Genomic DNA, 24,288 nt, shown 5'->3' with positions numbered 1-24,288 from the left:
CCGACTTCTTTGAGAAGTCGGGGATCTGGGTAGTTCACAAATACTTAGAAAATAACCAGATAATTACTCCAGTTCCCAATATACAAATAATTCCCGCCAAACCAGCTAGGGGTTTTTTATTCTTACCTGTAAACCAATCAGAGACTTTACCTGTGTAATTAATTAATTCTGCTGTATCTAGGGTAGCGATCGCCCATACCCATCCCGCGTGCAATCCCCAAGCTAAACCCAAGTTACCGCGATCGGCAAAGCGTGCCAATACCAGCACCATTCCCATCAGCCACAATCCAGGGAGTTGGGGTGCTGTTTCGCTTTGCTCCCAAACCAAATGTAGCAAAGCAAAAATCAAGCTAGAAATTGCTGCTGCTACCAAAATTGGGTAATCCTGTGCTAATTCAGTGAACAGGAAACCGCGAAAAACTAACTCTTCTATCCCACCGACTAAGAACGCTATCAAGAAAATCGGTAGCAAGATGGGTAGTAGTAACTTGAAATTCGTCTTTTCAAAAGAACACCAGCCTAACCAGAATTGCCCACTAAATACAATAGCTAGACTCAGCACTCCCAAACCAAAACCTAGTGCTAAAGAACCAAGAGTTGAAAGATTGCTAACAAAACCGTAATCTGAAAAAGATTTATTAGTAAGCAAAACAACTCCCCAAAGAATCAGGGGAGCTAATAGGTAAAGTGACACCAATAACGGCATCTTTTGCTCTGGCTGTAAAGGTTTAGGAGGTTGCCAATTAAGCAATATTGCTGATACTGCTGCTACTGGCAACCAGCTAACTATCCAGCAAACAAAAAATGCCATCACTATAACTAGTGCTGGCGCATTTTCCATAAATGCCAGTAAGGCATTGACCGAAGGCTCAAAGAAAGTTATCAAAATAAACACGATAGACTCCTTGCATTATAGATTTCTTGCTGATTAATCAAGACTCTACTAAACTTGGTGACTTCTGCAAGGAGTCTAATCGTATTTTTGAACTGGGACAAAATTCTCTCAATAGAGCTACCAGTTTGCTATTAGGGTAAGGAGAAGTTATCATCATCTGAAACTTATCCCTACCATCAGCAAATTTACTCTTCGTCTTCCAAATCTTCGTCTGATTCGTCAGAGTCTATATCTTGTGAGGTCAGTTTTTTATCAGTTTCACCGAGTTGAATTAAGTGAATATGTTTGTATCCCAGTCTAATTTCAAACTCATCTCCAGGCTTTAAACCCATTGCTTTGGTATATGTAGCACCAATCACAATCTGACCATTTTGATGGACACTAACCCGATAGGTCGGTTCACGACCACGGCCATCTTTAGGTGCTTCTGGACTTAGAGGAATTCCTCTAGCAGATAGCAAAGCGTCATAAAAATCGGTGAGATTGACACGAACCTGGTTATTCTTAGTAACAGTGTAATAGCCGCACTGTTTAGCTCTTTCTCGGCGTGGTAAAGTGGAAAGTTCTTTTACTTTCGCAAGTAGTGCTTTTCCGGTTAATGGCGCGGTTGCAGTTTCAGTCATTATGCTCAAATTTTCCTTACTCTCTCCAAACTGATAAACGATGTAGTCTTATGCCAGCATTTAGCTTTTTAGCATTTGCATAGAGCTACTTAAGACCCTAGTGTAAAGGGTGAATTCCTGCCGATAGGAGCCAAAAGAACTTCTATTATGGTTGTCCACAACCAACTAGAGGCTATAGTTGCCACAGACATTTATTTTGGTGATGTTACGGCACTTTTAACCATTATTCGCCATCAGAAAGAAAACTATTTTCTCCTTTGGCGCTACTGTAGCGGTGTAACTTTCAGCCACCTTTACAAATTGGTCAGGTTCTACTGCAAATAAGTCGTAGACCTAAGAAATTGCAGGTTTTTCACTTTCAGTGCTTGTCTTTATTGCCAATGAGCAAGTAGAGTTTTCTCCACTCGTCCTCTCAAGCTTTAGACAGCATAGTATTTCAATAGAGTCCTACGGGCATAAGCCCTTTTGTCCTGCCAGTAGAGACGCGAATTTTCTTGTCTCTACATTACGAATCAACAAAGCAGTAGTAGCCGCGCTGATACGGCTATTAATTCTGGTTTTGTCACTTCGTAATTTTATATTAAATACTAGCATGGACTAATAATAGCAAAATAGTTGTTTAATTTTGAATTAAAGTTGCTGGTAAATTTTTATTTAAATTCCTGGACTTGAAAGTTGAAAAAAGCAGTGGAGATTTTACTAACCCTTTATTGCAAGCGTGAGTATTGGCATCTGGCTTTTATAAAAATTTATATAATTGAGACGAGCAGTTTTGACCAATGAGTTAAATCCAAGATTTTCTTGATTGAGAGTCAGCCAAAAAGCAAAAAGTCTCGCGTGTACGGGTTTTCCAGTGCTCTAACTTTTCTTTGAAAGTGGTGAGGATTTGTCTTCTGATTATTATCCGAAGGTCAAAAGCGATCAGAGGATTTTGCACGTCTGTCTATGGGAATAATAAGTCTCTTAACAGATGCCTAGGGCTTGATTGTCAGTACTATATGTTGAACATGGGCTTTTACACTTCTATATAATCAAAAAATTCCGTCAAGGGTTACCGAAGCCAGAATTTTCCAACCGAGACTGCTAGACTCAAGCTGACATAAAGATGTGTTGCTAACCTGACATGTATTTAATTTGGATATGATCGCAAGTTCAGAGATGAACCTAAGTCCCTCTATCCGCAAACCCTCTTTCCTTTACATTGCTAAACAGATAAATTTAATGGAAAGCTGCAATTACATTTTTGGCGTTTTATCTTAGAATTTGACAAAAATCTTGTCTACAGGGCTGCTACAACTAAAATTTTAATGGTTATCCTTAAACTAGAATCAGTCACTCTTTAATCGTCAGTATATTAACACCAGGGTTTGAATTAAGGCAAAAAGAGTATAGCTCACTTTTCGCAATTACCTACCTTGACTGATGATTTTCGAGCCTGGTGAAGCAATTTTAAAATTTTGGTTAGTGGTAATGAAAGTTATTTTTAAGGTAATTCGACAGCAACAAAATTCCTCTCCTGTTGTGCAAACCTACCTTGTGGAGGCAGAACCAGGTAATACAATCTTGGATTGCCTCAATCATATTAAGTGGGAGCAAGATGGAACTTTAGCATTTCGCAAAAATTGCCGCAATACCATTTGTGGTAGCTGTGCTATACGAATTAATGGACGTTCGGCTTTAGCTTGTAAGGAAAATGTTGGCAGTGAACTTGCCAGATTACAACAAATACCATCATCAGAAAGTAAAGTAAATGCCATTGGCGAAATCACGATCGCTCCTCTCGGTAATATGCCCGTGATTAAAGATTTGGTTGTAGATATGAGCAGCTTTTGGAATAATCTAGAGGCAGTTGCTCCTTATGTGAGTACGGCAGCACGACAAGTACCAGAAAGAGAGTTTTTGCAAACACCACAAGAGCGATCGCGCCTCGATCAAACTGGTAACTGTATTATGTGCGGTGCTTGTTACTCTGAATGCAACGCCCGTGAAGTCAATCCAGACTTTGTAGGGCCTCATGCCCTTGCCAAAGCTTACCGGATGGTAGGAGACTCCCGCGATAGCGATACCGAAAATCGTTTAGAAAGTTACAACGAAGGTACTAAAGGTGTATGGGGTTGTACCCGTTGTTTATATTGCGATTCAGTTTGTCCAATGGAAGTTGCACCATTAGAACAAATCACCAAAATTAAACAAGAAATTCTCACTCACAAACAAGCCAGCGACAGCCGCTCAATTCGCCACCGAAAAGTATTGATAGATTTGGTTAAAGAAGGTGGTTGGATTGATGAACGTCAATTTGGTTTACAAGTGGTCGGTAATTATTTTCGGGATTTAAAAGGATTACTCAGCCTTGCACCCCTAGGTTTGCGGATGTTATGTCGAGGTAAATTCCCCCTATCATTTGAAGCCTCTGAAGGGACGCAACAAGTGCGATCGCTCATTGAATCTGTGCAACAAGAATTAGGGAATAGGGAATAGGGAATTTTCTTTCACCACTCCCTACTCCCCATTCCCCATTCTTCAACGCGGTTCTTGAGGTATATTCAACGGCCGTCCAAAACGGTCATATACTAAAACATCCCACTGCCCATTGTTACTAGATTCAAAAGCAATCCTACTACCGTCAGCGCTAATTGTAGGGTTGCGGACTTCCGCTTGCAGGTTAGAAGTCATATTTCGTGATTGGCGTGTCTCCCGGTCGTAGAGAAAAATAGCCGATCGCCCCTGACGACTAGCCGCAAACACAACATAACGACCATCTTGTGAAACACTAGGATGATTTGCGATCGCATCAAGGGAGTTTAAACCTGGTAAATCAACCAAATCGCGAGTTACCGTATCAAACATATAAACATCTTGGCTACCCCGTCGGTCAGTAATAAAAACAATGTATCTCCCAGAAATCTGGGGGTTTAATTCCGACGCTAAACTATTGAGACTCCGACCCCCCGGATCAAAGGGATAACTCAAAAGACGAGGGTAACCAAAACACCCAGTCAGTAAACTGGAGCATAAAAATATAGGTATAAAAAAAACACGTTTCATATAATTTTAGTCATTAGTCATTAGTCAATAGTCTCACAACTCCTGACTCCTAACTCCTGACTCCTAACTCCTAACTCCTAACTCCTACGGGGGTGGACTTACAGTTGCACCATTGGGAATATCTAACTCAATATTTGGCCCCCGATCTAAGACTTCAATATCCCACTGACCACGGCTGGCGCTTTCAAAAACAATATAACGTCCATCTGGGCTAATATTTGGTTTTCTGACCCAGCCGCGATAGGTTGGTGTAACGATTTGCGACTGTTGCGTAGCGCGATCGTAAAGCGCCACCACTGGTCTACCTTGGTCACTAGTAAGATAAGCAATATAACGCCCGGTGTAGCTCAAGCTAGGACTTTCGGCAATTGTCTCCGCTCGGTTGATCCCCGGTGTGCGAATAAAAAATTGCCTCTCCAAATCGTACATTAGTAGCTGCTGATTACCATTCCGATTCGATACAAACGCTAAAAAGCGCCCATTTCCGCTCAAAACAGGTTGCTCCTCGGTGTAGCGACTGTTGAGGGAAGTAGGCCCTATGGGAACATCGTTAGAACCACAAGATACAAGCAAACTTGTTAAACCAAAAACTAGGCTCCAATGAATTGGTCTTTGGAGCCAAAATGTAGGCGTAAATTTTTCCACCTCAATTGTTTTCCGTTGCCTCTAAACCTACTTCCACACCAAACCTTTTAAATATCGTCATCAAAATCGCTCGAATTATCTGGCCCTTCATTTGGCTTTTCAATCGGGCTGTATGGCACATAATCAGTTGGGATCGCATCGTCATCTTCGCGCGGTCTTCGAGGAGTTGAGTCACTGGTGGGACGACGCCTTCTCGGTCTGGGAGCAACATCATCTTCACGACTTTCGGGACGCTGGGGCCCATTATTACTGCGGCGAGAAGGTTTTCTGACCTCTCCACCGGAAGTTTCCCAATCATCAACTTGCCTAGACGAAGAACCCCAATTTTCTTCTTCAGAGGTTTCAGAAGGGCGATTCACAGGACGCCCAGAAGTACGCCGCCGTGTTCTATCCGTTGGAGCCTGTCTTTCACTACTGCTGCCGTTACGGCGTTCTGAACGACGGGGGGGTTGCTCCTGGTAGTAGTCATCACGAGTTGAAATCTCATCCCTGCTACCCCGAATCCGGGCACGCACGGGGCGTTCCTCCTCGTCTTCATAAGGCAATGGATCTAAGTCTGCATCCATTTCCGCTTGATACTTTCTGCGATCGTTATACGAATAGTTTCTGCTTACCTCCCGCTCGTCATCCACAATCGGAGTGTTGCGCTTTGCTTGCTGGGTAGCTATACTCCGCAGGCGAATACTTTCAACTGCAAAAAATACAGTTGTGCCAACTAAAAGCAGTTGCCCAAATTGTAGAATCGGGTCTAGCCGCCATCCTTGAAAGACGAGAATGAAGCCGCAGAGCAAGCCGACTGCGGCAAAAAATATGTCTTGATCCCGTGACAATTCTGGACGCACAGTGCGGAGAAAATACAGTGCTGCCCCAGCCACAGCCAGGAAAATTCCTAGAATACTGGCTGAGTTTGCTCCAAAATTTACCTGAGCCAGAAAACTGGCTGAGTTCAGCCCAAAATTTATCATTGCTGTTTTCCCGATATCAAATCTATGTTAGCGAGTCACAATTAAAATCACTACTCTAATTAGGAACGATATATTGAAGCTTCAAAGCTTCTGACAAAGAAGCTCTGAAGCTATTCACCGAAAAGTAAAAACACCTATGTCTATCATCTACAATTGCGGCCAGTTGCAGAAAATGCTGCTTTTGGTGCAATAAATGTAGATAGCTGACAGACAATCGATTGTGAGAGTTAAATTAACTCTCATAAGCATTATGAACGCTGAATTTTATCTTTTTGGCTAATGAAAATTAGACCAACTGTAACGGGTATCACAACAATTGCAGTACCCCAAGCCAAACTCCAAAGAAAATTTGCTAAAGAAGGCGTCATACTTCTCAACCTTTTTTTACACACTTCATCCTAATTTTAATAGTGTATTACTTTCTTGAGAAGCCTCTGGGCGTTAACTGCCAAACTTAATAACCCTTCTTGATAGTCATTGATTTAACTGCGTGAGTGTGTTTCCTTTTGTATTCCAGAAGGAAGTGACAGCATTTGGTTAAAATAATGATGAGAGTGCTTTACAAAGCTTCAAATTTTTTAGCGATGTCTACGATGGGCTTTTCGGCGTCGCAAAGTGCTATGAGCCAGTACAGTCCTCCCCTTTTAGGAGAGTTAGGACTAAGGGTTTTCCCACATATAGACTGGCGTTAGCGATGCAGGAGCGTCACCCGAAGGACTTGCCGTTGCCTAAATTTTTCTTTCTTTACAGACAGATAGTACCTTAAAACGATGACTGGTGTTGACCTGACTGCTTGGATTCTTGGCCCTGTGTTAGGGGTAATGACATTTTTGTTTATATTCCGGATCATTCTCACTTGGTATCCGCAAGTGGATCTGAATCGTTTGCCCTTTAATTTGATAGCTTGGCCGACTGAACCATTTTTAATCCCGTTGCGAAAGCTAGTGCAACCTATAGGCGGGGTAGACATTACACCTATTATTTGGGTTGGGATTTTCAGCCTACTGCGAGAAATTCTGCTAGGTCAACAAGGATTACTGACTATGCTATCTCGTGTAAATTAGGGTACAGGTTACAGGGTAAAGGTTACAGGTTATAACCCTGTCCCCTGTAACCTATAACCTTTTTCCTTCCCTACTCTCCTAACCGTTCATTTCCTGCACAAAATTTGTATAGACATTACCCTGCAAAAACTGTGGAGTTTCCATAATTTTTTGATGAAACCCGATGGTAGTAGGAAGTCCAGTAATGGCACATTCCCGAAGTGCGCGTTTCATGCGGTTAATAGCAGTGGGTCGATCTGGTGCCCAAACAATTAACTTGCCGATCAAGGAATCGTAGTAGGGCGGGATTTGGTAATCTGTGTAAACGTGGGAATCAATCCGAACACCAGGTCCTCCGGGGGGGAGATAGCCGCTGATTCTTCCAGGAGATGGGCGAAAATCATGATCTGGATCTTCAGCGTTGATCCGGCATTCGATCGCATGACCTCGTAATACTACTTGTTCTTGGGTAAGCTTGAGTCTTTCCCCTTGGGCAATGCGGATTTGTTCTGCAACTAAGTCTATCCCAGTAATCATCTCTGTTACAGGGTGTTCTACTTGAATTCGGGTATTCATTTCCATAAAGTAGAATTTCCCCGATCTATCCAAAAGAAACTCGATAGTACCCGCCCCACTGTAGTTAATGAATTGGGCAGCTTTGACAGCAGCTTGTCCCATTTTCTCGCGCAGGTCTTGGTCGAGAGCCGGACTTGGTGCTTCTTCTAGTAGCTTTTGATTCCGGCGTTGAATAGAGCAATCACGTTCACCCAAGTGGATAACATTGCCGTAGTTATCCGCCAAAATTTGAAATTCGATGTGCCGGGGACGTTCAATAAATTTTTCGATATAAACGCCGGAATTCCCAAAAGCTGCTCCTGCTTCCCCTTGAGCCGCCAAGAAAAGTTTGACAAATTCATCTTCAGAACGAACTAGGCGCATACCCCGTCCGCCGCCACCTGCTGTAGCTTTGATCATTACTGGATAGCCAATATCTTTGGCAAATCCTAATCCTTCTTGCTCGGATTCTACCAACCCCTCACTACCTGGTACTGTCGGGACTCCAGCTTTTTGCATGGTTTCTTTGGCAGTGGATTTATCCCCCATCAGCTTGATAGCTTCTGGAGTCGGGCCGATAAAAGCAATATGATGGTCGGCACAGATTTCCGCAAACCGGGCATTTTCTGCCAAAAAACCATAGCCTGGATGAATAGCAGTAGCATTGCGCGTCAGTGCAGCAGCAATAATATTCGGAATATTCAAATAACTTTTACTGCTAGCAGGTTCGCCAATGCAAACTGCTTCATCAGCAAGTTGGACGTGGAGAGCATTACGGTCAACGGTGGAGTGAACCGCAACTGTTGCAATCCCCATTTCTTCACAGGCGCGGAGAATGCGAAGGGCGATTTCTCCCCGATTGGCAATTAATATTTTGTCAAACTTCATTTTTTAGTTTCGATATCATTACCAGTAGATTGACATTTTCTCTGATCCAACTTGAAACAACGCTTCCGCATTATTTCAAATTATGACAGGAGATTCGCCACCCTGATTCTAAGCAAACTTGAGATTGCAGGCTTGCTGGCTCTACAGGTCTTACTACACTAACAACATTGCTGCTGTAAGTCTTGGCTAGCCTAGTAAGCTGGGCTTTTGCGTAGGCATACCCCGCCGAACACAGCAGCTCTACCCCCTTTAATATCACTTGTGCAGCTGCTAGATTTCTGTCAGTCTGATACCGCCTTGAGAAAATTTATATTTTTGAGCAACTGAATTTAGATATCACCTTACTATAATTATTTTCTTATGCTATAGTCTATCTTTAGAGAAACCATGCGGATGTGGCGGAATTGGTATACGCGCACGCTTGAGGTGCGTGTGGCTTTGCCTTGCGAGTTCGAGTCTCGCCATCCGCATTTTCGCTTGTTTAATTATAGGGTCGATAGTCAAGGGTCAAAAAACCTTAGACTATTGACCCTTAAATATTTCTCTTATTTCTAATACTTCCTCAACGAAAATCGGCGGGAATCCCATACCTTTGAGGGGTGGGAGGGATAGCCGCCCGCCTCCAAAGTCATTAGTCATTGGTCATTGGTGCTAATTACTAATGACCAATGACTAATGACTCGAAATCCCCCGGCTTCAAGCCGGGGGATGAGTTAAGGCAACTTTACTGTGTAAATGAGTTTGTAGTAGTGACTTTAGTACTTGTATAAAGCACTGAAGTGCTTGCTACGTAATAGAATTTGACAAAACGAAAAAATCTTTCCCTATTCCCCAGCAAGCAAATTTGCCTTGTCAAATTACTAGTTTTTTATGCTTTTATAGAAATAAGTGAAGTTTTGTAAAAAGCATTGACTATTACTTTTACGCCGACAAACAACCTAGCACTACCGCCAGCTTGGCATCGCCTCACTCCGATTTGGCAAGGAGGGGAGGAGATAATTCAACAAAGTTTACCTCACACTCAACTAGCGCCTGCTTGGCAGCTAATGCTTTTGGGTGATGGCTCCCCAACACGTCACTTGGAATTGCTCACAGGTGAGCCTGTAGAAGTAGATGTTATTGATATGTCATTGATTGGCATGGACTTGGATGCTGCTCCTGAGTTAATCCAAGCTGTCCCAGGGCCGCGATTACGGCGACAAGTATGGCTACGTACTGCTTCTGGTCAGCGATTAGCGTATGCTACCTCGTGGTGGGAAGCTAGTCATGTAGATGAGTATTTACAAAACCGCTCATTACCAATTTGGGCAAGTTTAGCTCGTCTTCGCACAGAGTTATATCGGGATGTTCGAGGAATTTATTATGGTGACTCATCAGCGCTACAGTCAGGTTTTGATGTAACTGGGCCTTTTTGGGGTCGCCACTATTTGTTTTGGCATCATGGACAGCCATTAACATTAATTTATGAAGTTTTTTCGCCTTATTTAACCAAATATTTGGGGCCTATGCAATTGAGTACTATTAATACTGAGGCATAGGATTAATTTCAACAACATATCTAAATTTGTAAGATTGGTAGTCGATACAAAATCTTGCATACTGAATTTAGCTTGGTTAGATAAAGTTAATACCACAGGTGGAAGCTCAGTAAATAGAAGGTAATGTGGCTTGCTGATGACTTGCAGCAATGCCCAAGTTAGTTATATCCTCGAAGTGCTTAAAATGACGGATGTGAACTTTCCGAGACTTTCTGATAGAAGCAACTGTCTCAAGGAAGTTTCCTGCGAAATTCAACAAAGCGTGTTAAAAAAGGTAACTAACTGCGAAAATGCTGCTTTTGAAACATTCGAGAAGGTTGATTACGCAGTTTAAAATAGAAAAATTTATGCAGTTAACTGCCCTAAATAAGGAGAAGCTTTTTGGTTGACTTAACCAATCAAGCAAGTAATGAGTTTGCAATATGAGGTATAGGTTTCAATGGCACTGCCTGTTGTGTCTGTTCCAATGAAAAAAAATAAGAAACCGTCTTTGGTGCTGACGCTTTCGGCTGCTGGGTTATTGATTGGTGCGGGAAGTGCAGCATACTGGTTTACCCAAAGACAACCATCTTCCAGGAATTTGCTAGTAGGTGCAAATATTATTCCTGGTGATGCTCTGTTTGCGGTTTCTCTGACAACAGATCCCCAACAGTGGCAGAAATTGCGGGAGTTTGGGACAAAAGACACCCAAGTAGAATTGGACAAAAATTTAGTTCAGTTACGCGATCGCTTTCTGACTAATAATGGTTACGATTTCCAAAAAGATATTGCTCCTTGGGTAGGCAATGACATTGCGATCGCAATTCTTGCCCCAGCAGCGGGGAATAAACCTGCACCCAAACCAGTTACCACCAATGAAAATGCTGCTATTGAGCAGCAGTCGATGGTAATGGTATTGCCAGTGAAAAACCCAGAAATCGCCAAAAGCATTTTGGCACAACCCAAAACCCTTAAACAAGGTAAATGGATTGACCGTACTTATCAAGGGTTTGCCATTAAACAAAGTGAGGGACAATCAGGGCAAAACTTCTCGGCTGCATTACTAGATGGGCGTTTTTTAGTGATAACTGATAGTCCCAAAGCCACAGAAAGAGCTATCGACGCCTACAAAAATAAAACATCCCTAGCCACAACAGGGGGATTTGCTGAGAATTTTCCGAAAATCGCCAACTACCAACCCTTTGCCCAGTTTTACGTAAATGTGCCAGCCGCAGCCAAAATAGCCGCTGCTTCTCCAAACCGTCCTTTACCTGCTCAAGTTTTGGCTCAACTGCAAAATAACCAAGGTTTAGCGGGGACAATGATCTTAGAGCCAGAAGGAATCCGCTTAAAGGGCGTTTCTTGGTTAAACCCTAATAGTCAACGACTGCTGGCGGTGGAAAACAAAGCTGGGAAAATGCAAAGCCGCGTACCAGCAGAAACTTTAATGATGCTTTCGGGGGGCAATTTACAGCGGTTGTGGGGAAACTACATTTTAACGTCTCAGAGAAATCCCCTTTCACCGATCGCACCAGAACAGATTAGAGGTGGGATAAAATCGCTTACCGATCTCGATTTAGATAAGGATTTGCTCAGTTGGATGAAAGGCGAGTTTTCCTTATCACTGATTCCTACTACTCCAAAACAAGGTTCACCAGATGATTTTCGTGTGGGTTTGCTGTTCATGGTACAGACAAATAATCGCAAATCGGCTGAAACATCCATCACTCAGCTGGATGAAGTGATGAAAAATCAATACCAGTTCCAAGTGCAACCTGGGAAAGTCGGAGGTCAATCCGTTGTTAATTGGGTATCACCTTATGGTACGTTAACGGCCACCCACGGCTGGTTAGATGAAGATATCGCTTTCTTAGTAGTGGGCGCTCCCATCACTGATAAAATCGTTCCCAAACCCAACAACACACTAGCTAGCACAATCCCCTTCCAAGAAACAGTTCCTACAGAACCCAATCCGACAAATGGTCAATTTTTCCTGGATGTGGAACGAACTGTGAAAAATTTCCCTTTACCAACTCTAATTCCCAATCAACAAACTTTGCTAGCTGCAACGCGCTCAATTGGGATGACATCTGCTGTCAGCGACAGTCGCAGTAACCGCTACGACATTTTTATCGCGCTCAAAAAAGTTAGTAACACCACTACATTGCCTACTCCAGAAAGCAGTAAGAGTAACTCTGTTAAATAGGGTACTGGGGATTGGGTACTGGGGATTGGGTACTAGGGAAGAAATTCTTTTAAGATTGGTTGGGATCTAAATCCACATACTTATCTTTTCTAATCCCCAGTCCCTAGTCCCCAGTCCCTAATCCCCAGTCCCCAATCCCCAATTCCCAATCCCCAATTCCCAATTTCCCATTTCCCCTGTCTCATTACCCTCTAAACATATAGGATCAGAACAGTCAGAAATCCATATTTTAAATTATCCACGGAGAGAACACTTTATGAATCTGGTTGTACTCCAGAACTGGCTGGACAATGCGTCTTTTGCCATATTATTCCTAACAATGCTCGTGTATTGGGGAGGAGCGGCTTTTCCAAATCTGCCTTATCTAGCCGCTTTGGGGACAGCTGGAATGGCGATCGCAAATTTGAGTATTGCGACTCTATTAGGGGCACGATGGATCGAAGCTGGTTACTTTCCCCTAAGTAATCTCTATGAATCCCTGTTTTTCTTAACTTGGGGAATTACCGCCGTCCATCTAATTGCTGAAAATAGTAGCCGTAGCCGCTTAGTAGGGGTTGCAACAGCTCCGGTGGCAATGGCTATTACTGCTTTTGCTACTATGACACTACCATCGCAGATGCAAGCGTCAGAACCCCTAGTACCTGCCTTGAAGTCAAATTGGCTGATGATGCACGTCAGCGTCATGATGTTGAGTTATTCTGCTTTGATGGTGGGTTCATTATTAGCGATCGCTTTTTTGATTGTCACTCGCGGTCAAAATATCCAACTACAAGGAAGTTCTGTTGGTGCTGGTGGTTATCGCAGCAACGGTTACCGCTTGCACAAAGCGTCTGAAGTAATTTCTCAATCACCAGCCCCCGCTGTCGAAAATAACGGCTTTGCCCGTTTTGAAACTAGTAGCAACGGCAACGGTAACGGTAACACAGCTGTTTTGAATTTAGTGACTACCCCTGAATCTCAAGCCGTAGCATCTGCTGAACCTCTTTCACCCCAGCGCCTTAGCCTTGCCGAAACCCTCGACAACATCAGCTATCGCATCATCGGACTAGGATTTCCCCTGCTGACAATTGGCATCATTGCCGGTGGCGTTTGGGCTAACGAAGCCTGGGGTTCCTACTGGAGTTGGGACCCGAAAGAAACTTGGGCATTAATCACCTGGTTAGTATTCGCCGCCTACCTTCACGCCAGAATTACTCGCGGTTGGCAAGGGCGTCGTCCCGCAATTTTAGCCTCCGCCGGCTTGCTTGTGGTTTGGGTTTGCTATCTCGGTGTAAATCTTTTGGGTAAAGGTTTGCATTCTTACGGTTGGTTTTTCTAAGAACCGTTTAAATAAAACTACCCCACCCGCGTTGCCGCGCACCCTCCCCTTGATAAGGGGAGGATTGGGGAGGGGTAACGCGAGAATTATAGGCTAATTTACCGGATATCAAATTATTACTAAATTTTTATTTAACCAGTAGTAAATCTATAAAATCATCATTTTATTTCGGATGAACTGTTATATCTCTGGAAAATATAGATTTATTGACAGGAGATTTTTATGGAAGATGGATTTGAGATACTAAACCATGATGAAGTTGTGTCTATAGAACCAGACACTTTTAATAAGTTAAATATTGCCAAAACTTTTAAAGTCCGTGATTTGATTACAGCAATTAAGGAATATGTTGGAGCAGAAGAAACAGACGAAGTAAATTTGTATACCCAAGGATTAAATTGTGAAGTTTTGCAATTTAGTACTTTGGGATGGAAAAAAGGAAAAGTTAGACTTGCTTTAGAATTTTGTCCTGATGAATCTGAGTCACCACTTGATGAAATTTTTCAAAAACTCAAACAAGTGGAAAATTAATATCAAATGAGCAAAAGAACCCTGACTTCTTAAAGAAGTCGGGGTTCTGGACACCGCGACACATTGAGATTTGTTGTAAAGTCCAAACATTTAAATATTTTCATCGTTAGTGATCGCTCGGCATAGATCCTGATTTAATCTAAAATGGAGTTCAAAGACTCATCAACGAATATCAAAGCCTCATTACAGCAATTTTCTTATAATGTAATCATATCTCATCTAGCAGAGGTAAAACTATGACTATTGAACAAACAGTTCTACAAACATTTCGAGAATTGCCACCAGATAAACAGCAAGAAGTTTTAGATTTTATTCAATTTCTCCAATATAAATTATCAGTTAAAAAACCATTTTCTCTATCTGAACATCAAAAAACTTCAAGAGAAAGTAAAGATATTACTGATTTTTGGTCAGCTTTACAAGACTTTAGACAAAGGGTTGATTTAGAAAGTATTGATGATGACACTTTTGAAAATCTCCGGGATAAGTCACCAGGAAGAGAAGTTAATTTATGAGTTTAAATTATTTACTAGATACTAATATTTTGTCGGAGGCTAAACGACCTCATCCCAACGAGAAAGTAATGGAAAAGCTAAGATTATATAGACAAGAAACAGCCACAGCTATCCTAGTTATCCATGAAATGTTATATGGTTGTTTCCGTCTTCCTATTTCTAAAAAACGTCAAGATATAGAGGATTATATCAACAACGTAATTTTAGCAGAAATCCCTTTATTTGATTACGAGCTAAAATCTGCACAATATCATGCTCAGGAAAGAGCTAGATTATCAAAAATTGGTAAAAATCCTGGATTTATTGATGGGCAAATTGCGAGTATTGCAGTTATAAATAACTTGATTTTAGTAACGAATAATGTAGCAGATTTTAAAGATTTTGATGGTATAAACATAGAAAAATGGTTCATTAATTAAGATACCGCATTGTTTATTCAATTTGTTATGCGTATTGCTTTGGTTTGGACATCACCAATGCGTTCAGTTATTTTCAAAGACTGATTGTAGAGTGCGTAAGCGTAGCCCGTCGTAGACATCGCTCGGCATACATCCTGATTTAATCTAAAATTGCCTAATCACGAAGACGCGATAAATCGCCGTCTCTACAAAGGAATGATTATTGTAGAGACGGCGATTTATCGCGTCTCTTGCCTTAACCGAACAGTATTGCGAGGTTCACGAATGAAGCTCCGAGGTTCATCAACGAAGCTCTGAGGTTCATTAATGGAGTTCAAAGACTCATCCACGAGTATAAAAGACTCATTCACGAGTATAAAAGACTCGTCCATGAGTATAAAAGACTCATTCACGAGTATCAAAGGCTCGTCCACGAGTATAAAAGACTCATTCACGAGTATAAAAGACTCATTCACGAGTATAAAAGACTCGTCCGCGAGTATCAAAGACTCGTCCACGAGTATCAAAGACTCTCGCGCGAGTATTAAAGACTCATTACAGCAATTTTCATTTATTTAGAAAACACTCTCGCGTTCTTCTTTGCGCCTTTGCGTGAGACAAAAAATCTTTCCGTCCTGTAATTACGAATTACGAATTACGAATTACGAATTATCCTATCAAGACTTGCACTTACACTTTCAGCATCCGGTGACTTCAATCGCTGCAAAATCTCTAAAGCTGGTTGCAAATAGGATATCGCTTTAGTGTATTCACCCTGCTGTTCTGCCAAATGTCCTAACAACCACAGAGTCATTGCCTTGCCTTGGACATTTCCAATGCGTTCATTTATTTCCAAAGATTGATTGAAAAGTGCGATCGCTTTATCCACTTCCCCTTTGTTGGCGTAGATACTTGCCAGTCGGTGCAACGTCGCTACTTTGCCTTTGACATAACCAATGCGTTGAGTTATTTCCAAAGACTGATTATAGAGTTTGATTGCTTGCTCCAATTCCCCTTTGTTGGCGTAGATACCTGCCAGACAGTGCAACGTGGCGGCTTTACCTTGGACATATCCAATGCGTTTATTTATTTCCAAAGACTGATTATAGAGTTTGATTGCTTGCTCCACTTCCCCTTTGCTGGCGTAGATAATCCCCATCTGGTGCAACGTTGCCGCTTTGCCTTGGACATATCCAATCCGTTCTTTTATTTCCAAAGATTTATTGAAAAGTGCGATCGCTTCTTCCACTTCCCCTTTGTTGGCGTAGATAATTCCTAGATTGTTCAACGTCGCCGCTTTGCCTTGGACATCACCAATGCGTTCTTTTATTGACAAAGACTGATTGTAGAATGCGATCGCTTCATCCACATCTCCTTTGTTGGCGTAGATCACTCCCAGACAGTGCAACGTCGCCGCTTTGCCTTGGACATCACCAATGCGTTCTTTTATTGACAAAGACTGATTGTAGAGTGCGATCGCTTCATCCACTTCCCCTTTCTTGGCGTAGATAATTCCCAGTTGCTGCAACGTCGCCGCTTTGCCTTGGAGATTATCAGTACGTTCGTATAGTTCTAAAGACTGATTGTAGAGTGCGATCGCTTGGTCAATTTCCCGTGTGTTGGCTTTCAGCATCCCAAAATGATGATAAATTGATACTAATTCTTCTTCGTCTTCTGTGGGACAAAGATTTAAAGTTTGTTGGTAATAGTTTAATGCCTGATCAACCTCACCCATTTGGTGTTCACAATAAGCAATTTCTTTGAGAACACTATGGTTTTTAGTAATTTATAAGGGTGCTTTCATGAGAAGATCGTTTAAACAGGTAGGGTAATTAACCTGTTTAAAAACCCAATGTTGCCTAACGGCAGTCTGAACCTTGACAATTGAATCTATGCGGTTCTACTGCATTGTTCTAGTTCCTCCTAGCAGTAGGTAAAAGATTCATAGGGGCTAGACGAATCAGAATTTTGAAACAAATCGTTTCAAGTTAAACAGAACTTGCACGGCAGTTGCTTCAAGTCGGCATAGCCGCCCAACGCACTGCCTCAGCAATGCAACTAGGGTAGGGCATACCCAAAGTTAACGCTTGGGGAGAGTCCCACCTCTGGGCTAGGTAACGCAAGGAACTTAGTTTAAGTGGTCTCGTTGAACCAAGAATCCCCGTCGATTTATTGCGGGGAGTGTCAACTAACCATTCCAACAGCCGAGGATTTCCATCTGCTGCTTTTTTGGCACGTTTCGGCAAATCTGGCTGAAATTGCCAACTGCCATTAAACGAATCCAGACGATTATACTTTTTAATTAAATCTGCCCCACCCAAAGCCCCCAGAGGTTCGCGGTACAGACGATGATTCAGTTCCGACAACGTGAAATCGTAGCGACAGGTAATAATTACCTTGTGGGGAAGTTGGGAATTTTGCATCGCCTTCAGCAACGCCAGCAGTACATCCACAACTTGTGGTTGCAAGACATAAACCCCATTTCGTAATTCCAAATTAGCCTCAAAGTCATCCAGCACAAAGGCAAAGCGCTGTTCTTTGGAATTGAGTCCTTCAGTGAAAAACTTAGTGAGACGCTGCATCAACGGTAACTTGCCATTGAGAATTTCATGCCCCCGTTCCGAGGTACATTGTTCAGCAAGGGTTTTGAGCAGTTTGTCCTCATCCAGTTGCCGAAAGTTCACCAGCCTGTGATAGCCAACCATCCTTTCCAGAAGTCGCGCCGTCACAGTACTCTTACCCACACCCCCCAGTCCGTGAATTAGTACCCCTAATGAAGTGCGAATTGCTTTGAGACAACGTTGCAAAGTCCGCCGTCTCCCAACAAACTCAGAGGGTTTCGCCACCCGCACCAGTTGGGTATCGGGATCTAAAAATTGTTGGTATGCAGGTTCCGGCGCTGAGGGTGGCACATCTCCCAACACATCCACCAAGGCACCGGGACATTCTCCCTGGACATATAACCGTAACAAATGCCAGTCACGCACATTCTGTTTAAACAACTGCTGGTAAGTGCTAGCGAGTGCTTCAGCTAATTGATATCCGGCAGCCAATTTCCCGTAGAGGTGCGCGGCGGCGGCTGTAGCTGTCCGATCTTCCACCGGCCGCCCCCAACTTAAAACCGCCCTAGCACCTTGTTCAATAAGTGCCTCAGCCATTGAAGGGACAGCCCCTTTATCTGGTGCTTGTCCAGTCCGACACCCAGATAAAAACACCAACTTGGGAAAGCGAAACCGGAAAACTTCCGCCAGTTCTGCGGCTGTGGTTTCGTGGCGATCGCCAATTTCTGTCTCAGTGATAAAGTAAGGCGTGTAAGGTGCTTCATCTTTAATTGAGGCGTGTCCAGTGAGGTGAAACACATCAAAGTCATCAAGATAGCGACTCCACACCTTACCCAACTCGCTCACGCAACCGCTTTCTTCCACCCGCAAATCTACAGCAAAATCTCGCGTATCAGCCAGAATTCTCGCCTCTTCCTGTTCAAACTCTAACTTTGGTTGCACATCTTCCGGGTCGGTTGCCATAAACAATACTCGCAATTGTCGTGCTTCCACAGAAAACCCTTCCGTTTCTTTCTCAATCCAGCGCAGAGGTAACACCACTGGATTAACCCGCTTCACCAAAAAATTCTCACCATCATGCAGCACTTCCCAAGGTAAATGTGCCAATTTTTTATCAGTATCAATGGCAATTACTAACCCCTCACCGCGACAGTTAGCAATTCCCCGACTCAACCACCGTCCATCCCCATCCAACCAAAAAAATAACTGCTGCCCGATTCCTGGTAAATTGGGCAGCAGTTTATAGTAATCTCGCTCACCCTGCTGGAGGAAATCAGCGATTTCTGCTAATTGCAGGCGACGTGATTCATAGTGATTTTTTTGAGGTAGCCAATACCTGAGTTCAACAGTTTCCTGCGTACTTTTCCGAAGTTGAATGCGGATAGTTTGCACTTTATTTGTTGAGAGATTTGAGGATTTCCGTGATTTCCTCTATGGTAGCTTCTTCGAGTAAAATCCTGTTTCCAGTATCAGGGTCAAGAATTACCACATCAAATTGCTTACCTGGATGAGATTTATGCCATTCTTGATACCATTTGCGGATTTGTTCAGCTAAAGCAGCAGCACCGCCGACAATACCGATAATAGTAGCAATAGCTGCCAAAGTTCCCTCTCTTTGCGTCGGAACTTCATAGCTTCCCGATATTCCAGGAATTTCTAACAAAGCCTCGGCTGCTGCTGGTGCGCCTTCCCCTTCAATTCCAACTTGAATTTCTGCCATAGCTCATCTGCGAATTTATACAACATACTGTATATTCTGCGTTGAAATAAGGATAATACTCACCCAAAGACACAGAGACAGCAAAATTATTTACTTAGTGTTGTACCAATTGTCTAAAATAAGACAACAGACCCAAACCTAGAAACCCAGATTAAATCTGACTTTCTTCATTTTTAACTTTTAATTTTTAATTTTTAATTGATATGTCTCTTGCTCCTTGGCGAAGTGCGATCGCTCATGCACTCCATCGCAACCGTAGCCTTGTTTATGCCCGTTACCTGCAACTAGCAACGCTACAAGCGAACGGTCGCCCCGCCAATCGTACCCTAGTCTTTCGCGGCTTTTTAGAAGATACAAACCAGCTAAAATTTATCACCGATAACCGTAGCGCCAAAGCCGATCAGATACAGCAACAACCTTGGGCAGAAATTTGCTGGTATTTCCCCAATACACGAGAACAATTCCGCATCACTGGCTGCTTAAGCCTGGTAAACAGTGATGATTCTCACCAGAATTTACAGCCAGCCCGGATCGCAATGTGGCAAGAATTAAGTGATGCAGCGCGTTTACAGTTTGCTTGGCCCCATCCTGGTAAATCCAGAGTCGAAAGCCCAGAAGCTTTTGCACCAGCAGCACCCGATCCTGTGCAACCAGTACCTAATTTTTGTCTACTGCTACTCGAACCGGTGCAGGTAGATCACTTAGAATTACGCGGCGAACCACAAAATAGAAGGTTTTACCAGCGTGATGAAAATCAAGAGTGGTTTTGTGAAGAAATTAATCCTTAATTTTGTCAGTTAGGAGTTATGAAGTGAAAAGTTGCTTGGCATTGATAATTTTTATTCCTGACTCCTCACTTTTAACTCCTAACTCCTAACTTTATTTAAATACCCGCACCATCTAGAAACTGCTGTATTGCCTTATCTTTAAGGCTGCACACAGGAGCATCTTGGTATAAATCAGCTTGGTTAGAAGCTACACAACCTACTAACACAGGAGTTTTTTCTGAAGAATTGTTGCGCTGAAGAGTTTGTATTTGTTCTTCCAAAGCTTCAATCCGGTCTACTAAAGCACGAATTACTTGGGCTTCCGAATCTGGTAAGTTATTGTGTTCGAGAGGTGCAATCCGAACTCCAGAACGATATATAATTCGCCCAGGCACGCCTACTACAGTACAGTCTGAAGGCACATCTCTGAGAACAACAGACCCAGCGCCAATACGGACATTATTGCCAATTTGAATATTGCCCAGTACCTTCGCTCCAGCCCCGACTACGACATTTTCACCCACAGTAGGATGGCGCTTGCCACATTCTTTACCAGTACCTCCAAGGGTGACACCTTGATAAATGAGAGCATAGTCTCCCACGATCGCAGTTTCACCAATTACTACACCCATACCGTGGTCAATAAACACACTTTGCCCAATTGCTGCACCAGGGTGGATTTCAATTCCAGTCAAAAACCGAGCTAAGTGAGAAATCAGGCGTGGAATCAAAGGAAGACCAAGAGTATACAACCAGTGAGCCAGCCGATGAAATAGCAAGGCTTGCAAACCTGGGTAACAAAATAAAACTTCCAACCAGTTACGGGCAGCTGGGTCACGTTCAAATATGATACGAAAGTCAGCACGCAGTATAGATAGCACGAGATAGCACCCTCGGAAAGCACGACAAGCTACTCTCCTATATTATCCTTTCAAGCGTTACACCTAAAAATTGGGAATTGGGAATTAGGTATTAATCACTTGACTCCTAACTTCTAACTCCTAACTCCTAACTTCCCGATCCCCATTACTGCTGCTCCACCGTCAGAGTATAATCCCGCTTGACCCCAGGATTAAATGTACCTACCCAAATCCGATACGTGCCCCTTTTCCAGTTGCGATCGCTAACGCTAGCATCTTTACTTTTGCCAGTGTCATCACCACAACGAATTGTAGTGTTATCTGGGCCTTGGATCAGTAAAGTGGTGTCGGTGTTGTTGCTATCGACTTGGATTGTTAGCTGGGAAAAGTCATTTTCCAGAACCATAATATGATCTGGACTTGGATCGGCAAAACCAATACAGGCTTTTTGATCGCGATCGCGGTTACTTATGGCAGACAATGAGTAAGAACCACCTGTAAATCCCTGCAATGTTCCTTGTGCTTGATCAAAGTTGGTTGATAAATTGAAAGTACCAAAGTTTGCTGTCTCTGCTATTACGGGGGTAGCTGTGATGGCGGTAAGTAAAGCCAACAGCCAACCGCCGCAAAACTGAAGTCGGGGGCGACAGTATTTCATAGTAGCCCTCCAACAGGCTTTTAAATTAGTAGTTATATATACATATTCTAATGAAAAAATTCCAGTAAAATTTCAGTCGGGTGTGCCACAATCAAATGTGCCACAAGTAATGACTTTGAGGGCAGCCAGGTAATTGCTAGGTTGTATCTTGATCTAGGCAGCAGCTACAATTTTGCAACAAATGATTTAGATATAATTACCTCTTTTGGACTAGACAACTTCAGCCAGGTGTTTAGTTTATTACGCCAATATTGTGGTTGAACCTGAAAGATAACTGGGCAGTCTCCGATCAAGCTGTACGTAAACGTTCAATATCCTTAATTGGCGGCGCACCGAACATACGGGAATATTCACGGCTAAACTGTGAGGGGCTTTCATAACCCACCTGATAGGCAGCATTGACGGCATCGGAGTTTTCGGCAAGCATCAAGCGACGCGCTTCTAGTAGTCTTAATTGCTTTTGATATTGAAGCGGACTCATTGATGTTACTTCCTTAAAATGGTGATGGAAAGATGAAGGAGACATACTCGCTTGCCCAGCTAGCTCCTCAATCCGCATCGGTTTTGCAAAATCAGCCTTGATAAGTTTTATCACCTCGGCAATGCGCTGCATGTTGCTGCCGGATGTAGCAATCTGGCGGACAGCTTCTCCCTGTTCACCCATTAAAAGGCGATAATACATTTCGCGGATAATCATCGGCGCCAGTATGGGGATATCCTGTGGCGTATCTAAAAGCCGTGTCAGTCTTAGGGCACAATCGATCAACGGTGCATCAACGTTACTTACAAACAAGCCTCTGACAGAGTTTTCTTTCTTAGGCGTACCTGGTCTAATTTGGGCAATAATGTCACAGAGTTGCCGTGGGTCTAAATTCAGCTTGAATCCTAAATAGGGCTTTTCTGGCGTGGCCTCTATAACAAATCCACTGAGCGGCAAATCAACCGAGACAACAAGATATTGAGCCGCGCCATAACGATAGGTTTCCTCACCCAATAAAGCTTCTTTTTTACCCTGAACGACGATGCCAAGAATAGGTTCATAAACACACTGTAATGCGGTGGAAGTAGAAGATTCCCGCATAAATTCCAGTTTATTTATATCTGTTTTGTGGACACCGTTCCCCTTGCCGTTGGTGTGCCTCTCTAATAATGCTGCCAGTTCTTTACACTCATTGACAGCCGCGCCATGCTTCAGTATTTCAATCGCCATGCTGGCTTCCTGAGTGATTGAATCATTTTTCTTTGATGATTGTAGAACATCTTTGCCTACTCATAAAATCTTGTTTTGGAGAATTAGGCAATAAAACGAGAGGTTTGTGCATTTAAAACTCTTAATTACAGACATATTATGAACACATCGATTGAAGAAGAATTCAGAAGTCAGAATTCAGAAGTCAGAATAAATAAGTCGGGGATTCAGACCGGCGCAGGAATTGTTGCACCACCAAATTTTCTTGTTTTGTGGGGGTGCAAAAACGCCGATTATTCAGACGCTCCTGCGTCGCTAGCGCTACGAAGCACCGCCAGTCATACAGAATACCCAACTGAATTCTGACTCCTGACTCCTGAATTCTGTTCAATAAAACAGTCAAAGGATAAGGCAATGACGAAAGACAAGACAAACGTAGAAAACAAAGTTGTTATCATCACTGGAGCCAGTAGCGGAATTGGTGAAGCTACAGCCAAATTGCTAGCTAAAAATGGCGCAAAAGTTGTTTTAGGCGCACGACGCACGGAAAAACTGGAAAAAATTGTTGAGGATATCCACAAGGAAGGCGGCACAGCAGAATTCAAGGCGGTGGATGTTGCTAATCGTGAGGATATGAAAAAGTTCATTCACTTTGCTCTAGACAAGTTTGGCCGCGTTGATGTCATCTATAACAACGCAGGTGTTATGCCCCTTTCCCCGATGAACGCTCTGAAAGTCGAGGAGTGGGACACCATGATTAATGTGAATATCCACGGCGTCTTGAATGGCATTGCTGCGGGTTTGCCCATCATGGAAGCGCAAGGCGGCGGCCAGTTTATCAATACTGCTTCCATCGGCGCGCATGTGGTGGTGCCTACTGGTGCAGTTTATTGTGCGACAAAATATGCTGTTTGGGCCATATCCGAAGGGCTGCGTCAGGAATCGAAAAATATCCGCGTGACAACAATATCCCCTGGTGTCGTTGAGACTGAACTCGGCTCTGATATCACGGATGATTCTGCAAAAGGCGCTTTGAAAGAATTTCGCAAAATCGCACTGACTCCAGATGCGATCGCAAGAGCCGTCTTGTACGCCGTATCCCAGCCAGATGATGTCGATATCAATGAAGTAATTGTCCGCCCCACAGCAAGTGCATTCTAATTTTGAGAAGATAGCGGCGCTAGGGAAACTACTAGGAAATAGAGTCAAAGTAGGTAGTAGCGCTTACCTTGACTCTATTTTTTGTCATTCTCCAAATATTATGTAGGCGATCGCCTCATCACAGACACCCTAGAAAAACGGGCGTTGCTGAATCAAGGGATGATTCTTGTAGGGTGGCACTGGTGTCAACTTAAGCCAAAAATAGCGTACTGATTGGGTGTTGTTCAC

Annotated in this window: 24 protein-coding genes, 1 tRNA gene and 1 pseudogene; 13 read left to right on the top strand and 13 right to left on the bottom strand. The window is 43.0% G+C overall.

The window, feature by feature from the left end; translation table 11 throughout:
• Positions 1-253: 253 nt before the first annotated feature.
• Both RRG12_RS00190 and RRG12_RS00185 read right to left on the bottom strand, forming a co-directional pair.
• Positions 254-706: pseudogene (locus RRG12_RS00190) on the bottom strand (type II CAAX prenyl endopeptidase Rce1 family protein); the annotation flags it as partial.
• A gap of 374 nt (positions 707-1,080) precedes the next feature.
• A complete protein-coding gene (locus RRG12_RS00185; protein ID WP_069074038.1) occupies positions 1,081-1,518 on the bottom strand; it encodes an AbrB family transcriptional regulator in 438 nt (145 codons plus the stop codon).
• A 147-nt stretch (positions 1,519-1,665) separates the two neighbouring features.
• On the opposite strand from RRG12_RS00185, the gene RRG12_RS00180 reads away from it, so the two are divergent.
• Together RRG12_RS00180 and RRG12_RS00175 are read left to right on the top strand one after the other, a co-directional pair.
• A complete protein-coding gene (locus tag RRG12_RS00180) occupies positions 1,666-1,842 on the top strand; it encodes a hypothetical protein (RefSeq protein WP_176727181.1) in 177 nt (58 codons plus the stop codon).
• 1,146 nt (positions 1,843-2,988) lie between these two features.
• Positions 2,989-3,996 carry a succinate dehydrogenase/fumarate reductase iron-sulfur subunit gene (locus tag RRG12_RS00175; RefSeq protein ID WP_176727183.1) on the top strand — a complete coding sequence of 336 codons (1,008 nt, stop codon included), beginning with the start codon at positions 2,989-2,991 and terminating at the stop codon, positions 3,994-3,996.
• A 42-nt stretch (positions 3,997-4,038) separates the two neighbouring features.
• Here the strand turns inward: RRG12_RS00175 and RRG12_RS00170 are convergent, their stop codons facing one another.
• The 4 genes from RRG12_RS00170 to psbX form a co-directional block, all read right to left on the bottom strand.
• Entirely contained in the window at positions 4,039-4,563 is a 525-nt protein-coding gene (locus tag RRG12_RS00170; RefSeq protein WP_069074040.1) for a TolB family protein, read from the bottom strand.
• Positions 4,564-4,647: 84 nt separating this feature from the next.
• Positions 4,648-5,208: a TolB family protein gene (locus RRG12_RS00165; protein WP_420757929.1), complete on the bottom strand. Its 561-nt coding sequence runs from the start codon at positions 5,206-5,208 to the stop codon at positions 4,648-4,650.
• Positions 5,209-5,255: 47 nt separating this feature from the next.
• Positions 5,256-6,173 (bottom strand): Ycf66 family protein, encoded by a 918-nt coding sequence (locus RRG12_RS00160; protein WP_420757928.1) that lies wholly within the window; start codon positions 6,171-6,173, stop codon positions 5,256-5,258.
• Positions 6,174-6,421: 248 nt separating this feature from the next.
• The gene (gene psbX / locus RRG12_RS00155; protein ID WP_094330563.1) at positions 6,422-6,541 is read right to left on the bottom strand and encodes a photosystem II reaction center X protein; all 120 of its coding nucleotides are present in this window, start codon (positions 6,539-6,541) and stop codon (positions 6,422-6,424) included.
• Positions 6,542-6,943: 402 nt separating this feature from the next.
• Between psbX and RRG12_RS00150 the strand changes: the two genes are divergently transcribed.
• Positions 6,944-7,237 (top strand): YggT family protein, encoded by a 294-nt coding sequence (locus RRG12_RS00150; protein ID WP_069074044.1) that lies wholly within the window; start codon positions 6,944-6,946, stop codon positions 7,235-7,237.
• A gap of 78 nt (positions 7,238-7,315) precedes the next feature.
• On the opposite strand, the gene accC is transcribed toward RRG12_RS00150, so the two are convergent.
• Positions 7,316-8,659 (bottom strand): acetyl-CoA carboxylase biotin carboxylase subunit, encoded by a 1,344-nt coding sequence (gene accC / locus RRG12_RS00145; RefSeq protein WP_069074045.1) that lies wholly within the window; start codon positions 8,657-8,659, stop codon positions 7,316-7,318.
• Between the two features lie 389 nt (positions 8,660-9,048).
• Here accC and RRG12_RS00140 point away from each other — a divergent pair.
• The 7 genes from RRG12_RS00140 to RRG12_RS00110 all read left to right on the top strand — a co-directional run bounded on the left by RRG12_RS00140 (position 9,049) and on the right by RRG12_RS00110 (position 15,165).
• Positions 9,049-9,129 (top strand) — tRNA-Leu (locus RRG12_RS00140).
• A 438-nt stretch (positions 9,130-9,567) separates the two neighbouring features.
• A complete protein-coding gene (locus tag RRG12_RS00135) occupies positions 9,568-10,197 on the top strand; it encodes a chorismate lyase (RefSeq protein ID WP_069074046.1) in 630 nt (209 codons plus the stop codon).
• A 439-nt stretch (positions 10,198-10,636) separates the two neighbouring features.
• The gene (locus tag RRG12_RS00130; RefSeq protein ID WP_069074048.1) at positions 10,637-12,382 is read left to right on the top strand and encodes a DUF3352 domain-containing protein; all 1,746 of its coding nucleotides are present in this window, start codon (positions 10,637-10,639) and stop codon (positions 12,380-12,382) included.
• Positions 12,383-12,638: 256 nt separating this feature from the next.
• The gene (gene ccsB, locus RRG12_RS00125; RefSeq protein WP_069074049.1) at positions 12,639-13,700 is read left to right on the top strand and encodes a c-type cytochrome biogenesis protein CcsB; all 1,062 of its coding nucleotides are present in this window, start codon (positions 12,639-12,641) and stop codon (positions 13,698-13,700) included.
• 222 nt (positions 13,701-13,922) lie between these two features.
• A complete protein-coding gene (locus RRG12_RS00120) occupies positions 13,923-14,231 on the top strand; it encodes a KGK domain-containing protein (RefSeq protein WP_322638021.1) in 309 nt (102 codons plus the stop codon).
• A gap of 236 nt (positions 14,232-14,467) precedes the next feature.
• Entirely contained in the window at positions 14,468-14,746 is a 279-nt protein-coding gene (locus RRG12_RS00115) for a DUF2281 domain-containing protein (RefSeq protein WP_420757927.1), read from the top strand.
• Positions 14,743-15,165 carry a type II toxin-antitoxin system VapC family toxin gene (locus RRG12_RS00110; protein WP_420757926.1) on the top strand — a complete coding sequence of 141 codons (423 nt, stop codon included), beginning with the start codon at positions 14,743-14,745 and terminating at the stop codon, positions 15,163-15,165. The genes RRG12_RS00115 and RRG12_RS00110 overlap by 4 nt, the downstream gene beginning before the upstream one ends.
• A 634-nt stretch (positions 15,166-15,799) precedes the next feature.
• Here RRG12_RS00110 and RRG12_RS00105 read toward each other — a convergent pair.
• The 3 genes from RRG12_RS00105 to RRG12_RS00095 form a co-directional block, all read right to left on the bottom strand.
• The gene (locus RRG12_RS00105; protein ID WP_420757925.1) at positions 15,800-16,879 is read right to left on the bottom strand and encodes a tetratricopeptide repeat protein; all 1,080 of its coding nucleotides are present in this window, start codon (positions 16,877-16,879) and stop codon (positions 15,800-15,802) included.
• Between the two features lie 280 nt (positions 16,880-17,159).
• Positions 17,160-19,097, bottom strand: a complete 1,938-nt coding sequence (locus RRG12_RS00100; protein WP_420757924.1) for a CHAT domain-containing protein — start codon at positions 19,095-19,097, stop codon at positions 17,160-17,162.
• A gap of 1 nt (position 19,098) precedes the next feature.
• Positions 19,099-19,425: a hypothetical protein gene (locus tag RRG12_RS00095; RefSeq protein ID WP_420757923.1), complete on the bottom strand. Its 327-nt coding sequence runs from the start codon at positions 19,423-19,425 to the stop codon at positions 19,099-19,101.
• Between the two features lie 203 nt (positions 19,426-19,628).
• Here RRG12_RS00095 and RRG12_RS00090 point away from each other — a divergent pair, with 203 nt between their 5' ends.
• A complete protein-coding gene (locus RRG12_RS00090; RefSeq protein WP_420757922.1) occupies positions 19,629-20,213 on the top strand; it encodes an Npun_F5749 family FMN-dependent PPOX-type flavoprotein in 585 nt (194 codons plus the stop codon).
• Between the two features lie 95 nt (positions 20,214-20,308).
• Here RRG12_RS00090 and cysE read toward each other — a convergent pair whose 3' ends face one another.
• From cysE to RRG12_RS00075, 3 genes are all read right to left on the bottom strand, one after another.
• Positions 20,309-21,073, bottom strand: a complete 765-nt coding sequence (gene cysE / locus RRG12_RS00085; RefSeq protein ID WP_420757921.1) for a serine O-acetyltransferase — start codon at positions 21,071-21,073, stop codon at positions 20,309-20,311.
• A 145-nt stretch (positions 21,074-21,218) separates the two neighbouring features.
• Complete coding sequence (locus RRG12_RS00080; RefSeq protein ID WP_420757920.1) at positions 21,219-21,710, bottom strand: hypothetical protein; 492 nt, start codon at positions 21,708-21,710, stop codon at positions 21,219-21,221.
• Positions 21,711-21,999: 289 nt separating this feature from the next.
• Positions 22,000-22,920: an AraC family transcriptional regulator gene (locus tag RRG12_RS00075; protein ID WP_420757919.1), complete on the bottom strand. Its 921-nt coding sequence runs from the start codon at positions 22,918-22,920 to the stop codon at positions 22,000-22,002.
• A gap of 138 nt (positions 22,921-23,058) precedes the next feature.
• Between RRG12_RS00075 and RRG12_RS00070 the strand changes: the two genes are divergently transcribed.
• Entirely contained in the window at positions 23,059-23,265 is a 207-nt protein-coding gene (locus RRG12_RS00070) for a hypothetical protein (protein WP_420757918.1), read from the top strand.
• A 48-nt stretch (positions 23,266-23,313) separates the two neighbouring features.
• Positions 23,314-24,060, top strand: coding sequence for an SDR family oxidoreductase (locus tag RRG12_RS00065; RefSeq protein WP_322676152.1), 747 nt, complete (start codon positions 23,314-23,316; stop codon positions 24,058-24,060).
• Positions 24,061-24,288: the final 228 nt, after the last annotated feature.

The organism is Nostoc sp. CALU 546 (assembly GCF_048836525.1).
This window is presented reverse-complemented; position numbering and strand designations above follow the sequence as displayed.

What these genes read in the sequence shown, in the direction of transcription:
- RRG12_RS00185 (WP_069074038.1), bottom strand. Translation starts at nt 1,518, where the DNA reads ATGACTGAAACTGCAACCGCGCCATTAACCGGAAAAGCACTACTTGCG.
- RRG12_RS00180 (WP_176727181.1), top strand. Translation starts at nt 1,666, where the DNA reads ATGGTTGTCCACAACCAACTAGAGGCTATAGTTGCCACAGACATTTAT.
- RRG12_RS00175 (WP_176727183.1), top strand. Translation starts at nt 2,989, where the DNA reads ATGAAAGTTATTTTTAAGGTAATTCGACAGCAACAAAATTCCTCTCCT.
- RRG12_RS00170 (WP_069074040.1), bottom strand. Translation starts at nt 4,563, where the DNA reads ATGAAACGTGTTTTTTTTATACCTATATTTTTATGCTCCAGTTTACTG.
- RRG12_RS00160 (WP_420757928.1), bottom strand. Translation starts at nt 6,173, where the DNA reads ATGATAAATTTTGGGCTGAACTCAGCCAGTTTTCTGGCTCAGGTAAAT.
- psbX (WP_094330563.1), bottom strand. Translation starts at nt 6,541, where the DNA reads ATGACGCCTTCTTTAGCAAATTTTCTTTGGAGTTTGGCTTGGGGTACT.
- RRG12_RS00150 (WP_069074044.1), top strand. Translation starts at nt 6,944, where the DNA reads ATGACTGGTGTTGACCTGACTGCTTGGATTCTTGGCCCTGTGTTAGGG.
- accC (WP_069074045.1), bottom strand. Translation starts at nt 8,659, where the DNA reads ATGAAGTTTGACAAAATATTAATTGCCAATCGGGGAGAAATCGCCCTT.
- RRG12_RS00130 (WP_069074048.1), top strand. Translation starts at nt 10,637, where the DNA reads ATGGCACTGCCTGTTGTGTCTGTTCCAATGAAAAAAAATAAGAAACCG.
- ccsB (WP_069074049.1), top strand. Translation starts at nt 12,639, where the DNA reads ATGAATCTGGTTGTACTCCAGAACTGGCTGGACAATGCGTCTTTTGCC.
- RRG12_RS00120 (WP_322638021.1), top strand. Translation starts at nt 13,923, where the DNA reads ATGGAAGATGGATTTGAGATACTAAACCATGATGAAGTTGTGTCTATA.
- RRG12_RS00115 (WP_420757927.1), top strand. Translation starts at nt 14,468, where the DNA reads ATGACTATTGAACAAACAGTTCTACAAACATTTCGAGAATTGCCACCA.
- RRG12_RS00110 (WP_420757926.1), top strand. Translation starts at nt 14,743, where the DNA reads ATGAGTTTAAATTATTTACTAGATACTAATATTTTGTCGGAGGCTAAA.
- RRG12_RS00105 (WP_420757925.1), bottom strand. Translation starts at nt 16,879, where the DNA reads ATGGGTGAGGTTGATCAGGCATTAAACTATTACCAACAAACTTTAAAT.
- RRG12_RS00095 (WP_420757923.1), bottom strand. Translation starts at nt 19,425, where the DNA reads ATGGCAGAAATTCAAGTTGGAATTGAAGGGGAAGGCGCACCAGCAGCA.
- RRG12_RS00090 (WP_420757922.1), top strand. Translation starts at nt 19,629, where the DNA reads ATGTCTCTTGCTCCTTGGCGAAGTGCGATCGCTCATGCACTCCATCGC.
- RRG12_RS00080 (WP_420757920.1), bottom strand. Translation starts at nt 21,710, where the DNA reads ATGAAATACTGTCGCCCCCGACTTCAGTTTTGCGGCGGTTGGCTGTTG.
- RRG12_RS00075 (WP_420757919.1), bottom strand. Translation starts at nt 22,920, where the DNA reads ATGGCGATTGAAATACTGAAGCATGGCGCGGCTGTCAATGAGTGTAAA.
- RRG12_RS00070 (WP_420757918.1), top strand. Translation starts at nt 23,059, where the DNA reads ATGAACACATCGATTGAAGAAGAATTCAGAAGTCAGAATTCAGAAGTC.
- RRG12_RS00065 (WP_322676152.1), top strand. Translation starts at nt 23,314, where the DNA reads ATGACGAAAGACAAGACAAACGTAGAAAACAAAGTTGTTATCATCACT.